Consider the following 17,697-nt stretch of genomic DNA (forward strand, 5'->3'; position numbering starts at 1 on the left):
ATGACCAACCCGTTCGAGGACCAGGACGGCACCTTCCTCGTGCTCGTCAACGACGAGAACCAGCACTCGCTGTGGCCGCAGTTCGCGGACGTCCCCGACGGCTGGAGCGTCGCCCACGGACCCGACACCCACGCCGCCTGCCTGGAGTACGTCGAGCGGTCCTGGACCGACATGCGGCCCAAGAGCCTCGCCGACGCCATGAACGCCCAGCGGTAGCGCGGCTCGCGGTGAACCTGACCGAACCCACCGAAAGCACGGTCGAGGCCCGCGACAGCGCGGGCCTCGCCCGGTCCGACGACCTCGCCGCAGCCCTGCTCACGCCCGAGGCCCGCCGGAACCCGTACCCGTTCTACGCCCGCATGCGCCGCGAGGACCCGGTCCACCGCAGCGCCCAGGGCATCTGGTACCTCACCCGGTACGCCGACGTCGACGCGGCCCTGAGCGACCTCAGGCTGTCCAACGACCGGGACCGGATGACCCGCGCCTACAGCGCGCTCGGCGGCGACCTCAAGGCCTTCAGCCGGCTCACCGACCGGCTCGGCCGGGTGATGAGCAACACCGACCCGCCGGACCACGCCAGACTGCGCAAGCTGGCCAACCGGGCTTTCACCGCCCGGCGCGTCGAAGCCCTGCGCGACGGCATCCAGCGGATCGTCGACCGGCTCATCGACGAGGCGGTCGCGGCCGGGCCGACCATGGACCTGATCGAGGCGGTCGCCTCCCCGCTGCCGCTGTCCGTCGTCTGCGAGCTCTTCGGCATCCCGCCCGAGGACCTCCCGCAGGTCAAGACCTGGTTCCAGCGCTTCGGCCGGCTCAGCGAGGACATCGACAAGTCCGAGGCGGCGATCGAGCAGTACGAGGAGTACCTCGCCCGGCTCGTCCGCCGCCGCCGGGCCGACCCCGGCGACGACCTCATCAGCGCCCTGGTCGCCACCCAGGCGCAGGACGACCGGCTCACCGACTCCGAGCTGCTGTCCACCTGCTTCGTCCTGATCACCGCCGGCGACGAGACCACCACCCACCTGGTCGGCAACGGCATGCTCGCCCTGCTGCGCCACCCCGACCAGCTGGCCCGGCTGCGCGAGGACCCGGCGCTGGTCCGCACCGCCGTCGAGGAACTCGCCCGCTACGACACGCCGACCCAGGCGATCGTCCGGGTCGTCGCCGAGGACGTGGAGATCGGCGGGCGGACACTGCACGAGGGCGAGCTGGTGTACCTGTTCCTCGCGGCGACCAACCGTGACCCCGAGCGCTTCGAGGACCCCGACCGCCTCGACCTGGCCCGCCCAGGCAACCGGCACCTCAGCTTCGGCAACGGCCCGCACTTCTGCCTCGGCGGCCCGCTGGCCAAGCTCCAGGCAGAGGTGACCGTCGGCACCCTGGTCCGCCGGCTCCCGCACCTGCGGTTGGCCGACGACGCGGTCCTCGACTGGCGGCCCAATCCGCTGCAACGGCGGCTCACCGCGCTTCCGCTCACCTACTGACCCATGAACGACGACCAAGGAGAAGTGACCATGGCCCGAGAGCTCGAGGTCCGCCGGGAACAGGACCTGCCCGCCACGCCCGAACAGGTCTGGGACGCGGTCGCCACGGGCGCCGGCAACCTCGGCTGGCTCTACCCGATGGAAGTCGAGCCGCGCGTCGGCGGAAAGGCCACGCGCGGCGACAGCACCGTCGTGGCGTGGGAGCCGCCGCACCACTTCGCGGTTCGGGCCACCCAGGACGGCGGGTTCTCCAACACGCTCACCTACCGCATCGAGTCGGCCGACGGCGGCGCGAGCCACCTGCGGATGGGAATCCACTGGGTGCACACGGGCGTCGTGGACGACAACTGGAACTGGGACACGAAGGCGGACGCGGCCGAGAAGCACGTCGACTTCTACCAGCACTCCCTCCCCGAGTACCTGAGGCACTTCGCCGGCCGCCCCGCCGTCTACGTCAAGGCCGCCCGTGGCGAGTGCACCGAAGATCCCGCCGACTTCGCCGCCCTGCGCCGGCGCCTCGGTCTCGACGACGACGCGGCCGTCGGCGACCGGTTGTCGCTCGACCTCCCGGGTACGGACGGCGGCCCGACGGAGGTGGTCGTGGACTGGCTGAGCCCCGACTTCGTCGGCCTGCGAGGCCCGGACGCGCTGTACCGGTTCTTCAACGGCAGTTCCTGGAACTGGCCGATCTGGCTGGGCCACCACCTGTTCGCCGAGGACACGGACGAAAAGCAGGCCATCAAGGCCTGGAACGCCTGGCTCAACGGCGCCTGACCCATCGCACGACACGATCGAAGGACCTCTGGTGGAAAAACTGCTCTACGCCGCCGAACTCGTCCGGGAAGACGGCACCTACAAGCTCGTGGTGCAGGACGTGGTGCGGGACACGGTCCAGGTCACCCCGGTTCCCGAATCCGCGGTGGCCAGGCTTCCGGCCTTCCTGTCGGTGCTGAGTGCCAAGCTCGGCTCGGCGTCGGCACGCGGCCGCTGGTAGACCGCTTCTGGATCAATGAGGCCGGTGTCGTCCCGCACCTCAACTGCCGGACGGCACCGGCTCTGTGAACGGGCGCTGGTGATCGAACGTCAGCCCATGACGGTTCGAGAGGCGGCACCCTCGGCCAGGGGCCGTCTGCGGGAGAAGGCACCCAGGTCGACGACGACGCCGGTGTGTTCCCCTGTGTACCGCAGCGGATCGCGGTCGTGGTCGTGGCCGGCCTCGACACGGTCGACCAGGGTGGCGAGGAACCGGCCCGCCAGGGGAGCGTTCTTGAACTGGTTGCCGCTCGTGCCCATGGCGACGTAGAAGCCGGCCAGATCGGTGCGGTCGTAGATGGGGGACCAGTCGTCGGCGGCGTCGTAGACACCGGCGATGCCGGTCGGCCGGTTCGGAACGCCGAGGTGCGGGAATCGGTGTGCGGCCCGGGTCACCTGGGTCTCGAACCGGGCGGGCGTCGGGTGCGGGTCGCACTCGTCGGGATCGTCGAGCCACTCCCTGGGGTCGCAGGCGGGCAGCGTACTGCCGATGAGGAGGTGTCCGCCGGAGGGGCGCAGATAGGTTCCGAGGTCGACATCGGCCACGATCGGGCCGAGCGTGGTCTCGCCGCCGCCAGGGCCCGACGAGTCGGTGTCGCCCTGGCCGACCGGTGCGGCCACCTGGTGGACTTCCTGGCGCAATGGGCGCACTCCGACGGTGAACTCGGCCCCGATCCTGGCCAGCCGGTTGAACGCTCCCGACCAGGGCCCGGCGGCGTTGACCACCACCGGTGCGGTGATCGAGGTGCCGTCGGCGAGCCGGATGCCGGCCACCCGGTCCTCGCGACGCAGGACACCGACGACCGTGCGGTGGAAGAGGAAGCGTGCTCCGAGGCGGGCCGCCGCGTCCGCCAGGTTCTGTGCCGCGAGTTGTGGATCGTCGACGAAGCCCGCGTCGGGTGTGAACAGCGCGCCGAGTTCACCTTCGGGGCCGGAGAAGAAGGCATCGTCGAGCAGGGACCTGGGAGGCCCGTAGCGTCCCGCGTCGATACCGGGGATCCGGCTGCGCAGCGTCGCGGCGTCCCAGCGCTCGTACGGCACACCGGCACGCTCGAACAGCGCGACGACCTCCGACGACCCGGAGCCTGCCGCGTCGAGGAGCACCGCTCCGGTCCGCCGGAACGCCGCCAGACCAGGGCCGCGCACGGTGCCCAGGTGCTCCGCCCATCGTGTCCAGCAGTGCCGGGACTCCCATGCGGTGGCGACACCGTCCCAGGTCGAGTAGTTGAAACGGATGATCGCGCTCGACGCACTGGTGGATCCGTGGCCGACACCGCCGGACTTGTCGACGACCACGACCCGCCGGCCGGTGCGCGCCAGTTCCAGTGCCACCGCGGCACCGATCACACCGGCCCCCACGACGACCGCGTTCGCGCCGGACGGAGGCGTGTCGGCTTCCCAGGCCGTCATGACGGCCGGTCCTCGGGGGTGGTTCGCGGAGTCCGGTCACCGTTGTCGTCCGGGGGGACGTGACGGGCCTGAGGCGGGTGGTCGTCGGCGCGGTACGGGAAGTGACAGGCGGCGCGATGCGGCTGACCGGCCGCGTCCGGCTGCGGGTCCCGAGCGGCGCAGACGTCCCGCCCGGGATGTCGGTCCGGTCCGACGGGACAGCGGGGATGGAAGCGGCATCCGGTCGGCGGCGACGCGGGGTCGGGCACCTCACCGGTAAGAAGGGGTTCCCCGGCCGGGCGTCTCCCGGCGTGCAGACTCGGCACGGCGGACAGGAGCGTTCGGGTGTAGGGATGCCGTGGGCCGCTCAGCAGGTTCTCGGTGGAGGCGATCTCCACGATCCGACCGAGGTACATCACGGCGACAACGTCTGACACATGGCGGACGGCGGCGAGGTCATGGCTGATGAACAGCATGGCGAAGCCCATGCGCCGCTGCAGATCCCGGAGCATGGTGAGCAGCGCCGCCCGGACCGACACGTCGAGAGCCGACGTGACCTCGTCGGCGATGAGCACCGCCGGATCGACGGCGAGCGCGCGGGCGACGGCGACGCGTTGGCGCTGGCCGCCCGAGAGCTGCCGGGGCAGCCGGTCGGCGCAGCCGGTGTCGAGACCGACGAGTTCCAGCAGTCCGCCGACGCGCTGTTCGCGGCTACGGCGGTCCAGCCGGACGAAGGCCCCGGCCGCTTCGACGAGCGACTGGCGGACCGTCATGCGGGGGTCCAGTGCCGTGTCCGGGTCCTGGAACACCAGTTGGACCTGTTGGCCCAGCCGACGCCGATCCGCCGCCCGGCGGCCTCGGTACTCCCGGCCGCCAACCGTGATCCGCCCTGCGCACGGGCTGTCCAGCCCGACGACCGCACGTGCCAGAGTGGACTTTCCCGAACCGGACTCGCCGACCAGGCCGACCGTCGTGCCCCGGGGAACCTCCAGTGACACCCCGTCCACCGCCGTGACCGGTCCGAACGGCCCGTGATGGCGGACGGTGACGTCGTACAGCGCCAGCCCTGCCTCTTCCCTCACTGCTCCGCCTCTTCGGTCTCGCGATGCCCGCAGATCTGTGCCGGGGGCAGCGGCTGCCAGCAGGCGACCTCATGCTCAGGGTCGAGCGGAGACAGCACGGGGCTCTCCACGGCACACCGGTCCACTTGATGCGGACAGCGGTCATGGAACGGGCAGCCCGGGGCCGAACCGCACGGATCGGGCGGCCCTCCCTCGATGGTGTGCAGGGGGTGGTCGCGGTCCGCGGCCAGGTCCGGGACCGAGGCGACGAGCATCCGCGTGTACGGATGCCGTGCGCCGGTCGCCAACTCACGGGCGGGAAGGTTCTCCACGATCGTTCCCCCGTACATGACCAGAACCCGGTCGCAGGCGTCGGCCACCAGGGCGATGTCGTGGCTGATGAAGAGGATCGCGGTGCCGTCGTCGCGCCGGATACGGCGGAGCAGGTCCATGATCTGCCGCTGCACGGTGACGTCCAGGGCTGTCGTCGGCTCGTCCGCGACGATGAGGTCGGGCCGCATCATCGAAGCGGCGGCGATCGCCACTCGCTGGCGCTGACCGCCGGACAGCTGGAAGGGCCGGGAGCGCAGCAACCGGCGCCCGCCGGGCAGCGCGACCCGCTGCAGCTGGACCAGGGCCTGCTCGACGGCCTCGGCACGCGGGGTGCCGTGGTGTGCGCGCACGGCCTCCGTCATCTGCGTTCCGACGCGGAGCGACGGGTTGAAGGCCGAGGCCGGGTTCTGGAAGATCATCGCCATTCCCGTCGCCAGCTGCCTGCGTCGTGCTGTCCGTGACAACGACTCGGCGTCCGCGCCGAGGAACCGGTGGGTGCCCCAGGTCGCGCAGGCGCCGTCCGGCAGCAGGTCGGCGATGGCGAGCGCCGTCAGCGATTTGCCGGAGCCGGACTCGCCGACCAGGCCGACCATCTCGCCGCGCCGCAGGGCGAGGGTGACACCGCGGACGGGCCGGACCACTCCCTCTGCCGTGGGCAGGGCGACCCGTAGATCGTCCACCTCCAGCACGTGGTCCGCGGCTTCCGGAAGGTCGGTGCGTGCCGGGTGTGGCGCGGATTCTGCCATCGGCCGTGGGCGGGTGCGGCGCGCGGCGGCTCCGGCCAGCATCTCGCCGAGCAGTTGGAAGGCCACGGCGGCGTACACGATGGCGATGCCGGGGGCCACGGCGGGCAGCGGTTCGGTGTAGATGCGGTCCAGGCCCTGGCTGAGCAGGAGCCCCCAGTCGTACGAGGGGGGCTGCACCCCCAGTCCGAGGAAGCTCAGTCCGGACAGGGCCACGAGTGCCGAGCCCGCGGCGACCGTGGTGTTGAGCATCAGCGGCTCGGCGATGTGGGGCAGGACATGGCGCAGCAGGAGTCGGTGACGGCGCAGGCCGAGCACGCGCGCCGCCCCCATGAAGTCGGTTCCGGCCACTTTGGCGGCGAGGGTCTGGGTGATCCGCGCGAAGCCGGGCGCACAGGCGACGGCGAGTGCGCACACCGCCCCGCCCGCCCCTGCACCGAAGAGGGCCGCGAAGAACATCGCGACGAGAAGTGCGGGGAAGGCCAGCAGGAGGTTGATCAGGGCTCCCAGCAGACGGCGGGCGCGTCCGCCGACGACGGCGGTGAGCGCCCCCAGTGTGATTCCGGCCGTCGCACCGAGGAGCGTGGCCGCGACAGCCAGCAACAGGGAGAGCCAGGTCGCCGAGAGCAGCCGGGCGAGCAGGTCGCGCCCGAGGTGGTCCGTGCCGAGCAAATGGCCTGCAGTGGGCGCCCGCAGCACCGCCGACGGGTCCGGACGTTCGGCGGCCTGCCCCCACAGCACCGCCCCCGCGACGGCCAGTACGACGAGTGACCCGAGCATCACCAGGGTGATTACACCCATCGGTGTGGACCAGCCCGAGCGGGTCGCACGAGACCTGTCGGCGGTGGCACGCGGCGTGAGCGGGGAAGGGGAGGACAACGCCATCGGATCACGTCTCCCGGATGACGGATCGGGGGTCGAGCAGCGCGAGGGCCAGATCGACGAGGAAGTTCACCACGAGGACGGCCGAGCCCAGCACCAGGACCGACGCCTCGACGACCGCGTAGTCCTGTGCGACCACGGACTGCGCCATCGCCGAACCGATGCCCGGCCAGGCGAACACCTTCTCGACCAGTACCGTTCCCGCGATCAGGGCCGGCAGCAGGTTCCCGGCGACCGTCAGCGACGCGGTCAGCGTGTTCGGGGCCACGTGGCGCAGGTAGAGCGGGACGGCGGACAGCCGTTTCGCGCGGGCGGCACGCACATAGTCCGTGGCGAGGACCTTGAGCGTCTCCACCCGCACGATCCGCAGCAGGATCGCGGTCGGAGCGAGCGCCAGCGCGAGGACGGGCAGCGCATAGGACCGGGGACCGAGGTCGCCGGCGGCGGGAAGAATGGGCAGGGCGACCGCCAGCCCCGCGGTGAGACCCGCCGCGAGGACGAAGTCCGGCACGCCCGCCAGGACCGAGGTGGTGGCGGTGAACGCCAGTTCTGTCCGTGGGCGTCGCCCTCCGTGTGTCCACACCGCGGCGAGCAGCCCCCCTGGGAGGGCGACGACGAGTACGCAGGCGAAGGCTAGGACGGCGAGCAGCAGGGTGGCCGGCAGTCGTGCCCTGACCAGGTCGGCCACCGGCTCGCCGCTCACCAGCGAGACCCCGAGGTCGCCGTGGGCCAGCCGCGGGAGATGCTGCCAGTACTGTTCCGGCAGGCTCCGGTCCAGACCGAGTTCGTGCCGCTTCGCCGCCACCAGGTCCGGCGGGGCGTCCACGCCCAGCGCGGCCCGCACCGGGTCCCCGGGGACCAGCCGGATCATCGCGAAGGAAGCGGTGACGACAATGAAGAGCGAGACGACCAGCCGTGCCGCGCGCCGGCAGCAGAACACCACCCACGGATGGTGGCGGGCCGGGGCACCGAGCCGCGCGGACACGGTCGTCATGGGAAACCTCCTCGACTGGCGGGCGGCCGCGCGGCGCGTCCGCCACGGCTAGCTGTGCAGGCGGATGGTGGTCGGTACGATCCGGCCGCCGGGTGCGACGGAGAAGGTCGTCCGGTAGCCGTACACCGTGCTCGTGCCGTCGGCGATGGGCAGCGCGTCGGCCGAGCGGAGAAGCGCCGCGGCGGCCCTGTTCCAGTCCGCGCAACTGGCCGAGCCCGGCGAACGCAGGGCCTGGGCGACGAATCGGTCGTAGGCGGGGTTGGTGACGTGCGCGAAGTTGAGTCCTCCTGACGACGGCGGGCCGGAGAAGTACGGGACGAGCTGCGCGGGCAGCGGCGGCCCCGGCGAACTGCCGACCACGACGTCGAAGTCGCCGCTTCCGTACATGGCCTGGACCACCGCGTTGCGGCTCTCGCCGACGAGGTCGACGTCCACGCCCAGCGCCTGCCATGTCACGGCCATCAGTTCGGCGACCGACGGAAGGGTGGAGCCGAAGTCGGCGCTGCTGAGCAGCCGCAGACGCAGCGGTCGGCCCTGCTTGACCAGCCTGCCCCGCGCGTTCTTCGTCCAGCCCGCGGCGCGCAGGGCCCGCACGGCGCTGCCGTGCGAAGGCAGGTTCCCCGTAGCCACGTCGGAGTAGCAGAGGGAGTCCGGGGCGGTGAGAGCACGCGCGGGCGTACCGTCTCCACCGATTGCCACGTTGGCGAGGCCCTTGCGGTCCAGGGCCCCTACCAGCGCCTGGCGCAGCACCGGATCGCTCAAGGGCCGGTCGGAGCGCTCGTTGAAGAAGGTCAGCCCCACCACGGTCGGCACCTGGTCGGTCGCCAGACCGTGGCCGGTCAGCCGCGCGCGGTCCGGGCCGGTCACCATGGCGATGTTCACTCCGCCCGTGAGCAGCAGGTTCGCCACGGTGGATTCCTGCGGAACCACCGTCACCACGATCCGCTCCGGCTGCCCCGGAGCCGCGTTGCCCGCTCCACGTGGCCCCCACGCGTAACCCTTGCGCCGTGTGAAGAGGTAGGGACCCCCCGAGGCGTAACCGCTCAGCACATACGGTCCGGTGCCCTCCGACCTTTTGTCCAGCGCGCCGGGATCCGTCAGTCCGGCGGGGCAGACGACGGGCAGCAGACCGATCGTCCGCACGATGAAGCTGTACGGCGATGCCGTCCGCACCGACACCGTCCGCTCCGCGTCGTCGGCCGACACCGTGAACGGCACACCCGGCAGGGTGGTGCGGGCACCGATGAACCGGTTGCGGGGATCGCCGGCATACCGCAGCGACCGGGCCACCCGGGACGCCGTCAGGGCCGTGCCGTCGGAGCAGGTCACCCCCTTGCGCAGGGTGAAACTCGCCGCAGTGGCCCCCGCCTGCCATCTCTCGGCCAGACCGGACACCACACGCCCGTCCCGCGCCACATCGACCAGTGAGTCGTAGGCATAGGGAGCCAGTGAAAGGCCGAACTGTGAGTACGGGTTGAAGCTCGGGGTCTCCGAGGCGGTGGCGATGGTGACGGTGCCGCCCACGACCACAGGAGTGCGCGTCGACGACACGTCGCCGCCGCAACCGGCCAGCACGGCTGACACGACGGCGGCGGCCGCCGCCACGACCGGCCGAGCCCTGGGAGACGACACGGTTCGGCGGTGCATGACGCTCATCGTGCCATCGCGATCGACGGCGCCGGCCGGGCCTTCCCGGGACGGACGGGAACATGCGGGACTATTTCCCCCGTCCGAGTGAGGCCCGCCCGACGCGCGGTCCATGGTCCTAATTGCTGACGCTGCGTCACCTAAAGGCGCACACTGGCGACATGGTCATCAATCCAGGGGGCTCCCCGGACGACTCGACGGCGCGCGAGATCGACCGACTCGCGACCTCGTACTGGGACTTCCTGCTCGCACGCGAGCCGTCGCTGCGCACGCGCCGCGGGCTGCCGGTCGAGTCGCTGCCGGGGGTGTCCGCGGGGGAGGCCGACGAGCGCGCCGGGTTCGCGGCAGGGGTGCTGAACCGGCTGGGTGCGCTGCGACCGGCGGAACTGTCCGGTCCCGCCGCCGACACGGCGGGCTTCCTCCGGGCACTGGCCGAACAGGAAACGGAGGCGGGACGTTTCCACTGGCTCACCCCCACCGCCACGCCGTACCAGCTCTTCCGCCTCCAGCAGTACGGTGACACCGTCTTCCGTCCGTTTTGCTTCGAGCACCGAGCCGACGCGGACCGATACGTGACCCTTGTGCGGGACTTGGCCCGCTGTGTCGCGACGATCGGTGACAAGGTCGCCGGGCAGGCGGAGCGGGGCTTTCACATCCCCGCTCCGGCCATGACCGGCGTCCACACCACACTCACCCGTCTGAGGGAGTCGGCGGCACGGTACGTCCGGGCGGACGCCGAGCGGCTCACCCGGCTCAGTGCGGCCGGCCGGGGTCACCTGCGCGACACGGTGGAGCGGCTCGTGGCCACCGAACTGGAGCCGGCGTTCGACCGCCTCGTCGCCCTCGTGGGCGACCCGGACTACCTCCGGCGGGCGCCGCAGGCCGTCGGCTGGGCCCGCTACCCGGAAGGCGAGGCGGCATACCGGGCCTTCGTCAGGACGTACACATCCGGTGACACACCGCCCGAACACCTCCACGAACTCGGCCGTGAGCACTGCCGCGAACTCAGTGAACGGATGCGGGAGATGCGCGACACGCTCGGCTTCGCGGGGACGGAGGCGGAGTTCCACGAACGGCTCGCGACCGAGCCCCGCCTGTACGCCGCCACCCCGGAGGAGGTCGAAGCCCGCTACCGCGGACACCTCGACCGCCTCACGCCGCTGTTGCCGCGCTGGTTCGCGGTCCTGCCCCGCGCCGCCTACGGTGTGGCCCGCCTCGACCCGGCGCTGGAGGGGTCGATGACGTTCGGCTACTACGAACCGCCGACCGCCACGCAACCGGTGGGACGCTACCGCTACAACGCCTCGGACCTGGCACACCGGTCACTGCTCGGCGCAGCCGCGCTCATCTACCACGAGCTGTCGCCCGGACATCACTTCCACCTCGCCCGCCAGGCCGAGAACACCGCGCTGCCCGACCTGCGACGCGAACTGGCGGCCTTCAGCGGGTTCGAGGAGGGCTGGGCGGAGTACGCGGCAGGGCTCGCCTGGGAGATGGGGCTGTACGACGACCCGTGGGACGCGTACGGACGACTGGCCCATGAACGGTTCACCGCGCAGCGCCTCGTCGTCGACACCGGCCTCAACCTCGGGACGATGACGCTGGAGGAGGCGCGCACCTTCATGCGCGCCCACGCGGCAGCCGAGTCCGAAGGACAGATCACGACCGAGTTGTTGCGCTACGCGACCGATCTGCCGGGGCAGGCGCTGACGTACCGGGCGGGTCATGCGGAGTTCACGGCATTGCGGGCAGCGTGCGAACGCGGCGCCGGTGCCGCGTTCGACGTGCGCGCCTTTCACGAGACCGTGCTGGCCGGCGGCACACTGCCGTTTCCCGCCCTGCGCCGACGGGTGGAGAGAGAACTGCACGGGGCAGACGGCCGACCAGGCTTCCAGGGAAGGCCGCTCTACTCGAATGAGTGAAGGCCACGGGGAATTCGTAGCCGTTTGCCCGGCCTCGGATACTCTCTGTGATGGAGGGTGCGGGTCCGCTGAAGCGGAGTGCGTCCGTCTAATCATCATCTCCTCGACAGAAGAGAAGGATGTTGTGCCATGCCGCCTGTAGTACCTCCTTTCCTGATCGGTCTGATCGCCGCATCCCTGGTGAAGAGGCTGGGCAAGCCCTTGGTGCGAGGGGTCGTCAAAGCGTCGGTGGGCCTGGGACTCGAGGTCAAGCGGGCCGTCCATGAAGCCGGCGAGGGAATCCATGATCTCGCCGCCGAGGCGACTGCTGGGGCGCTCGCAGCCCAGACGACACCAGGAGCGCGACACAGCGTCGGCGCCCCAGAGGACGGCACCGCGGGCCGGGCCGCTGACGCCGCCAAGCCGGCGCCCGCAGCGGTGGAGGCCCCCGAGGGACGGACCGGCGGTCAGGACAAGCCCGTCGGCAAGGCCCGTAGCGCCGGTTCGGCCGCTGCCAAGGCGCGCTGAGTCTGCCCGCCGACTTTCTGTGTGATTCTGGCTCGTCCCAATGTCACGGCCATGTTTTCGTCGGCGTAAACGGTCGAGACTGCCAAGTCCCGGCCACGGCGGCTGTTCGTCAGCCCGGCTTCTCGCATGCGACCGCCGCGCCACCGGCGACATGGTGGCCTGCGCCGTATCGGCCATCACGACACCCTGATGGAGGCAGGTCGGATGTCTGCGACCGGAACCCCCTTGTACTCCGCGGAATTCATCCAGGAAGGCGGCGCCTGCAAAATCGTCGTGACCGATCGTCACCGCCACACCGTGCAGCCCGCATACGTGTCCACGAGGGCGGCCGAGCAGCTTCCGGCTTTTCTCGCCAAGCTCGACTCCCTGCACCTGCGCGGGATCCGTCGGCGATGACGGCGACCGACGCGAAGAAGTGGTTCCGTGTTCACCGGCGTACGGCGGACCCCAGGCTCCGACTGGTGTGTTTCCCGCACGCCGGCGGCACGGCACAGTTGTTCCACGGCTGGCCCGCGCTGCTGCCGGCGGACGTCGAGGTGCTCGCCGTGCGGTACCCCGGCCGCCAGGACCGGCTCGCGGAAGCCTGCATCGAGGACATGGCCACCCTGGCCGACACGATCGAGGACGCACTGCGGCCCTGGCTCGACCGGCCGCTGGCACTCTTCGGGCACAGCATGGGAGCCTGCGTCGCCTACGAGGTGGCCCTGCGCCTGGAGGCCCGCGGCATCGTCCCCGAGCACTTGCTGGTCTCCGCACACGAAGCCCCCCAGTGGGCCGCACACGTTGCGCTGCACGACGCCGACGACGAAACCCTGATCACCCACGTCCGGCACCTCGGAGACCTGCACTCGGAGGCCTACGACATCCCGGAGCTGCGTGACCTGCTGCTGCCCGCCCTCCGTTCGGACTACCGGCTGATCGAGGGCTACCACCCGCCGAATCCGGCTCCGGTCAAGGCGCCGATCACCGCGTACGTCGGCCAGGACGATCCGAGTTGCGTGCTCGACGGGGTCCTCGCCTGGTCCGGCCTCGTCGCCCCGGGCTCCTTCGAGCTGTGCCCGTTCCCCGGGGATCACTTCTACCTCGCAGCCCGGGAGGCCGAAGTGGTCGCGGACGTGGCAGCACGCCTTGCGCGCGCGTGAGGCGCCGGTCAGGCCTGACGGCTGGTGCCCGTATCGAGAACCTGGAGGTCCGCTGCGCACACCCACAGGTCCCGGACTGTGCGTCGTCGGTTCCTGGCAGGCAGGGGCCGAGCGGCATCGACGGCCGCCCGCCAGGCCGTGACAGGCGGGGCCCGGCACCGCGCATGGCGCCCGCGGGGTTCCCAGGGGACGATGGTCCTACCGGTCGCTGAGACGTGCGGTGTCCCCGGCAGCGGCCGCGAAGGCAGGGACGGAGAAGGGACCATGCGACCGGGAACACGTGCCGCCGACGCGATACTCCGGCTGCTCAGCCGGGACTGGGCCGGGCTGGGCATCGCTCTGCTGCCGGCGGCCGCGGGTGCGCGGTGTGTGTCCAGGGGGACCGGCCGGCGGATTCTCGGCGGTGTGCTGTGGGCCGTGGCCCTCGCACTCGGTCTCGGGTCGTTCCGCCATCTGGTGCATGTGGGCCGGATACGGGTGAGGTATCCGCCGCCCGGACGAATGGTCGACGTGGGCAGCTACCGCATGCATGTCCTGGCCGAGGGAGACGCCGGACCGAGGCCCACTGTGGTCTGGATGCCGGGTGGCCATGCCGGAGGGTACGCCATGTACCGGTTGCACGCGCTGGCGCGGGAACAGATGCGTTCGGTCCTGGTGGACCGTCCGGGGTCCGGCTGGAGCGACCCGGGCCCGTTCCCGCGCACGACGGCGGTAGAAGCCGTCGAACTGCTCACGGCGCTGGAGCGGGCCGGTGAAAAGGGGCCCTACGTCTTCGTGGGGCATTCGTTCGGGGGGCTGCTCATGGCCAACGCCGCCAGGCGCCGCCCTGACCTGGTGGCCGGTCTTGTGCTGCTCGATCCCACCCCGCCCGATGCCGTCGCCTTCGGCCCGGCGCTTCCGGCCCTGCGACGTGCCCCGAGGGACCAGACCGCCCTCGCGCTGCGTCACCTCTTCGGCCTCCACCCTCTCGCGGGCAAGAAGGAGACACACACCTCCGATGACCCGACGCAGGTTCTCACCATGATCGAGCTCAGGACCAAGGCGAACTGCGCCGCGGCATCGATCCTGCGAGAGCTGTCGCCGGACGGCATCACCAGAGACGGCTGGCAGACGGCCGTACACGACGGCGAGCTCGGCTCACTGCCCCTCCTCCTCGTGGCGCCACGCGATCTGACGGGCGGTGGCGAGATCTTCGACGCGGTCGACGATCCGGAGGAGAGCGCCCGGGTACGGCACTTCTTCCTCACCGTGAGAGAACGGTTCCTTGCGGCCTCCAGCAGGGGGCGGAGGGTTTACACCCCAGAGGGCACCGGCCACGATTTCCCGGATCGCGTACCCGACTTCGTTGTGCAGGTGGTGGGCTCGCTGCTGGACCAGTGCGGGCCGGGGCCGCCGAAGCCGCTCTGATCCCGTTGCGCAGGCACGGTCCGCTCCGGCGAGCTTCCGCCCGACCGAATGAACAGCGTCGGCGTCTACGGGCGCATCGGCCGAGGTCCGACTATCGTGTTTTTTGGTGGGGGCGAAATTCCTGCCCGGCTTTGTCGGCCAGACGGTATCGGCTCGTGCGGCGTCGGCAGTCGTGCTGTGTACACAAGAAGAGGGTTCACACATGCTCCCTGCAGTTGCTCCCTTCGCCGTCGGCGTGATTACGGCCCCTCTGGCCAAAAGAGTGGCGAAACCGCTGGTGCGAGGCGTCATCAAGACGTCGGTCGGCCTGGCCCTTGAAGTCAAGCGTGCAGTCATCGAGGCCGGGGAGGAGATCCAGGGCATCACCGCCCAAGCGGCTGCCGAGAAGCTGGCGAGTTCGGCTCGCACCGGTGGTGTGGAGTCGGCGGCGAGGTGAGGGCGCACGGTGCCACGGCTGGCTGAAGTCCGTCGACCTCGGCCTCGACCAACTTGCCGCCTCCCCGCAGCCCGGCACACCTTCGACACCCGCACTCCCGAGACAATGAACCACCTCCGCGGCCGCTGCTCGCGGCGCGGGATACCGGGCCGTCTCCCGGGACACCCAGAAAGCACGGGGCCGTCGGGCTTGTCGGAGAGGTGGCAGTGGCCGCCTGATTGGAGCGGCAGTACGGCACCCCCTGCGAGGAATCCTGGAAGTCCGGGCTACACCACGCGTTTTCGCCGACGGCACAGGCGACAGCGCCACCGGTCTCGCCGGCTGCGATTCGAACTGCTGCCGAGGGGATCGGAACCATCCCCGTAGGTGCACGTTGTCGAGCTGCGCCCACGCTGACTGATCGTGTCTTCAGTCAGAAACGCACACTTGTCTCCAGCCCTTAGACGGAATTTCTCGGCCAAATCGCGCGGTGCCTTATTCTGAATGGTGCACGGCATATCTCTTGGAGGCAGGCCGAAGGGCGGGATACTTCGGCAGGGGCAGCCGTTTCGGACATTCGCAGTGAGAGCCGACGGCTGAAGTTCTGCACCGCCCGCTCCGCGCCTGCTCTTCTCGCGAGCCCTCCAGGCCTGGTGTCAAGCGCCGTCGTGCCTACGGCGAGATGGGACGGACCGAGGCTCCGTGACGGTATGGGTTGGCCCGCATATGGTCCGGGAGGGACTCATTTGAAGGTTGCGTAGTCGCTTAGAGTGCCGACATTGCGATGCAAGGTATCTGTCGTGCGTGCGGGTTGCCTGGAGGGTCAACCGATTTGAGTCCTAGAAGAACCCGAGCTTCTGTGGACTGTATGAAATAAGAAGATTCTTCGTCTGTTGGTGGTACAGCGGCAACGTATCGCTGACCTGCGCACATAGCGGCTATGGGCAGCTCGTCGGCGTCGTTGGCCCGGGAATGGTCCGGATCTTGGTTTGCCCGGGGCGGCCACCTGGCGGTAGGCAACGGTCGGGCTCTGCGGCAACTGCTTGTACTTCCGTCCAGGCAGTGGCACCGGTACCCAACACTGCCCTGCACGCTGCTACCGCAGGGCGATGTCCGGTGGCCGCAGGCGGTGGCCAAGCGCTCTGACCGGACGGTCCCACTTGGCACATGTCGTAGAAACCGTCCAGGGGCGTCCAGTTGGTCCGGGGGAGAGAGCGTAATCGCAGGTCAGGGCCTTGTGACGTGAGGGCGTCTGCGGCGTTGGTGGCACGTGTGACACGTGAGGACCCCGTCGGCTTGCTCCGGCGGGGGTCCTGCGTAGATGGGGGACCTGATACGACGACGCCCCGCCGGCTTGCTGCGGCGGGCAGGGTCATTGCTGATCGGGATCTGTCCGGGTTCGTCACGTGAGGCCGAGGGCCCGTAGGGGCCGGAGTTAGTCGCGGCCGGTACGGCGGAGGGCGGAGGCGACGTTTGGTCTGGCCGTCCTGGCGGAAGGCGCTGATGGCGAGGTTGCGCAAGGAAGCCATGGCGCGGGGCGGGGTGCCGGTGCGGACCTTGGAGTCATCCTCACGGAATGTGCGGTCCCGCACGTGGTGCGGGAGGTTCTCGATGCCCCAGTGGCCTCTGATCCAGGTGGCGAGTTCGGTGCAGGTAGCATCGAAGACGCTCAGGCTGGTGATCAGGTGGATACGCTCGATGGTCAGCTTCCTGGTGCTCAAGTCGCGCCGCCACCACACGACTTGGATCGCCTGCCGGGCGCCGGGGTAGTCCAGGTGACTGAACGCGGCAACTTTGAGCCGGCGGATCTCATCGCGGTGGTGGGCGTGGTCGCGGGTACGGTGCCCTGGCGGGACGTCCCGCCAGGGAAGCTTCCTGACCTGGGCGTACAGGCCCGGATGGTTCTTCTTCACGACGGCTACGTAGTGAGCGCCGCGGCCGAACGGATAGGCGCCGTGATCGTGCTGGGTGTGCAGGGCATCGGAGGTCACCACCGTGTTCTGCAGATCCAGGCCGTCCAGCAGAGGTACGAAGGAGGGGATCTCGTTGCTTCTGGAGGCGACCTGCCGCTGGGCCAGGACCACGCCCTGGTGATCCAACGCCGCCAGCAGTTGGATCACCGTGACAGTCTTGGTCCGCGACCCGCGCACCACCTTGCCGTCGACCGCGATGACTCGTCGCACCGGCCGCTTCCCCTCCGACAAGGACGGGGGTGCTGCTCTGGCCTGCAGATATGCGCTGATCGCCGCGTCCAGCGCGTCACCGTCGACTCGTTGCAACAGCCGCCGCACCCTGGCAGCGTGCGGCACCGGCCGCAGTCCCGTGAACGGGTCGAGGCTGAAGCGGAGGACATCCAGTACCTGTTGTGGGGCATCCGTGATCCATTCGCTGATCGCGACAAGTGAGCGGACGCCGGTCAGAACCGCTGCAACGGCCAGCTTGGGAGCCCAGTTGCTCCAGCGCGGCGAGGATCGGCGATGATGTTCGGGCAGGCACGGTCTCGCTCGGTTCTCAGAGGTCTCGACAACCACGTGATCACCAAGAGCCGTGCCTGCGCAGCTGTCCGGATCCCCTTGCTGTGCAGCAAATATGACGCCACGTCAATCACGAACCAGGCGAACCGGATCAATCTCGACTACGCAATGCTCCTGGTGGACAACCCTCTTGACCTGGTGACTCTCCTGGAGTTCCCCCGCCCCTGTTGCCCGCCCGGGGTCCCACCTTGTGCGGGCGATATCC

General features: G+C 70.2%; 15 protein-coding genes. 9 read left to right on the forward strand and 6 right to left on the reverse strand.

Translation table 11 applies throughout. The features are described from left to right. From ACFWXC_RS30785 to ACFWXC_RS30800, 4 genes are read left to right on the forward strand one after another with little or no spacing between them, the layout of a single operon-like run. Positions 1-216, forward strand: a complete 216-nt coding sequence (locus ACFWXC_RS30785) for an MbtH family protein (RefSeq protein ID WP_345034096.1) — start codon at positions 1-3, stop codon at positions 214-216. A gap of 11 nt (positions 217-227) precedes the next feature. Then, the gene (locus ACFWXC_RS30790; protein ID WP_384483538.1) at positions 228-1,484 is read left to right on the forward strand and encodes a cytochrome P450; all 1,257 of its coding nucleotides are present in this window, start codon (positions 228-230) and stop codon (positions 1,482-1,484) included. A 30-nt stretch (positions 1,485-1,514) separates the two neighbouring features. Further along, entirely contained in the window at positions 1,515-2,258 is a 744-nt protein-coding gene (locus ACFWXC_RS30795) for an SRPBCC domain-containing protein (RefSeq protein ID WP_384483539.1), read from the forward strand. A gap of 31 nt (positions 2,259-2,289) precedes the next feature. Then, positions 2,290-2,478: a hypothetical protein gene (locus ACFWXC_RS30800; protein ID WP_384483540.1), complete on the forward strand. Its 189-nt coding sequence runs from the start codon at positions 2,290-2,292 to the stop codon at positions 2,476-2,478. Positions 2,479-2,567: 89 nt separating this feature from the next. On the opposite strand, the gene ACFWXC_RS30805 is transcribed toward ACFWXC_RS30800, so the two are convergent. From ACFWXC_RS30805 to ACFWXC_RS30825, 5 genes are all read right to left on the reverse strand, one after another. Then, positions 2,568-3,926 carry an NAD(P)/FAD-dependent oxidoreductase gene (locus ACFWXC_RS30805; protein ID WP_384483541.1) on the reverse strand — a complete coding sequence of 453 codons (1,359 nt, stop codon included), beginning with the start codon at positions 3,924-3,926 and terminating at the stop codon, positions 2,568-2,570. Beyond that, positions 3,923-4,987, reverse strand: coding sequence for an oligopeptide/dipeptide ABC transporter ATP-binding protein (locus ACFWXC_RS30810; protein ID WP_384483542.1), 1,065 nt, complete (start codon positions 4,985-4,987; stop codon positions 3,923-3,925). The genes ACFWXC_RS30805 and ACFWXC_RS30810 overlap by 4 nt, the downstream gene beginning before the upstream one ends. After that, positions 4,984-6,843 carry a dipeptide/oligopeptide/nickel ABC transporter permease/ATP-binding protein gene (locus ACFWXC_RS30815; RefSeq protein WP_384483543.1) on the reverse strand — a complete coding sequence of 620 codons (1,860 nt, stop codon included), beginning with the start codon at positions 6,841-6,843 and terminating at the stop codon, positions 4,984-4,986. The genes ACFWXC_RS30810 and ACFWXC_RS30815 overlap by 4 nt, the downstream gene beginning before the upstream one ends. Before the next feature lie 88 nt (positions 6,844-6,931). Further along, positions 6,932-7,918, reverse strand: coding sequence for an ABC transporter permease (locus ACFWXC_RS30820; protein WP_384483544.1), 987 nt, complete (start codon positions 7,916-7,918; stop codon positions 6,932-6,934). 48 nt (positions 7,919-7,966) lie between these two features. Then, the gene (locus ACFWXC_RS30825) at positions 7,967-9,565 is read right to left on the reverse strand and encodes an ABC transporter substrate-binding protein (protein ID WP_384483545.1); all 1,599 of its coding nucleotides are present in this window, start codon (positions 9,563-9,565) and stop codon (positions 7,967-7,969) included. A gap of 161 nt (positions 9,566-9,726) precedes the next feature. Here ACFWXC_RS30825 and ACFWXC_RS30830 point away from each other — a divergent pair, with 161 nt between their 5' ends. The 5 genes from ACFWXC_RS30830 (at position 9,727) to ACFWXC_RS30850 (ending at position 14,979) form a co-directional block, all read left to right on the forward strand. Beyond that, the gene (locus ACFWXC_RS30830) at positions 9,727-11,487 is read left to right on the forward strand and encodes a DUF885 domain-containing protein (protein WP_384483546.1); all 1,761 of its coding nucleotides are present in this window, start codon (positions 9,727-9,729) and stop codon (positions 11,485-11,487) included. A gap of 129 nt (positions 11,488-11,616) precedes the next feature. After that, positions 11,617-11,994, forward strand: coding sequence for a DUF5132 domain-containing protein (locus tag ACFWXC_RS30835; RefSeq protein WP_384483547.1), 378 nt, complete (start codon positions 11,617-11,619; stop codon positions 11,992-11,994). Positions 11,995-12,386: 392 nt separating this feature from the next. Next, a complete protein-coding gene (locus ACFWXC_RS30840; RefSeq protein WP_384483548.1) occupies positions 12,387-13,136 on the forward strand; it encodes a thioesterase II family protein in 750 nt (249 codons plus the stop codon). Between the two features lie 264 nt (positions 13,137-13,400). Next, positions 13,401-14,543: an alpha/beta fold hydrolase gene (locus ACFWXC_RS30845; protein WP_384483549.1), complete on the forward strand. Its 1,143-nt coding sequence runs from the start codon at positions 13,401-13,403 to the stop codon at positions 14,541-14,543. A 106-nt stretch (positions 14,544-14,649) separates the two neighbouring features. Then, a complete protein-coding gene (locus ACFWXC_RS30850) occupies positions 14,650-14,979 on the forward strand; it encodes a DUF5132 domain-containing protein (RefSeq protein ID WP_384483550.1) in 330 nt (109 codons plus the stop codon). 917 nt (positions 14,980-15,896) lie between these two features. Here ACFWXC_RS30850 and ACFWXC_RS30855 read toward each other — a convergent pair. Next, positions 15,897-17,489 carry an ISAs1 family transposase gene (locus ACFWXC_RS30855; RefSeq protein ID WP_384483551.1) on the reverse strand — a complete coding sequence of 531 codons (1,593 nt, stop codon included), beginning with the start codon at positions 17,487-17,489 and terminating at the stop codon, positions 15,897-15,899. Between the last annotated feature and the right edge of the window lie 208 nt (positions 17,490-17,697).

It is taken from the genome of Streptomyces sp. NPDC058683, from assembly GCF_042716195.1.
GTDB lineage: Bacteria > Actinomycetota > Actinomycetes > Streptomycetales > Streptomycetaceae > Streptomyces.

Bases quoted from the DNA above. Each gene is read 5' to 3' on its own strand.
- ACFWXC_RS30825 (WP_384483545.1), bottom strand. From the start codon at position 9,565: ATGCACCGCCGAACCGTGTCGTCTCCCAGGGCTCGGCCGGTCGTGGCG.
- ACFWXC_RS30795 (WP_384483539.1), top strand. From the start codon at position 1,515: ATGGCCCGAGAGCTCGAGGTCCGCCGGGAACAGGACCTGCCCGCCACG.
- ACFWXC_RS30785 (WP_345034096.1), top strand. From the start codon at position 1: ATGACCAACCCGTTCGAGGACCAGGACGGCACCTTCCTCGTGCTCGTC.
- ACFWXC_RS30805 (WP_384483541.1), bottom strand. From the start codon at position 3,926: ATGACGGCCTGGGAAGCCGACACGCCTCCGTCCGGCGCGAACGCGGTC.
- ACFWXC_RS30845 (WP_384483549.1), top strand. From the start codon at position 13,401: ATGCGACCGGGAACACGTGCCGCCGACGCGATACTCCGGCTGCTCAGC.
- ACFWXC_RS30815 (WP_384483543.1), bottom strand. From the start codon at position 6,843: ATGGGTGTAATCACCCTGGTGATGCTCGGGTCACTCGTCGTACTGGCC.
- ACFWXC_RS30820 (WP_384483544.1), bottom strand. From the start codon at position 7,918: ATGACGACCGTGTCCGCGCGGCTCGGTGCCCCGGCCCGCCACCATCCG.
- ACFWXC_RS30835 (WP_384483547.1), top strand. From the start codon at position 11,617: ATGCCGCCTGTAGTACCTCCTTTCCTGATCGGTCTGATCGCCGCATCC.
- ACFWXC_RS30840 (WP_384483548.1), top strand. From the start codon at position 12,387: ATGACGGCGACCGACGCGAAGAAGTGGTTCCGTGTTCACCGGCGTACG.
- ACFWXC_RS30830 (WP_384483546.1), top strand. From the start codon at position 9,727: ATGGTCATCAATCCAGGGGGCTCCCCGGACGACTCGACGGCGCGCGAG.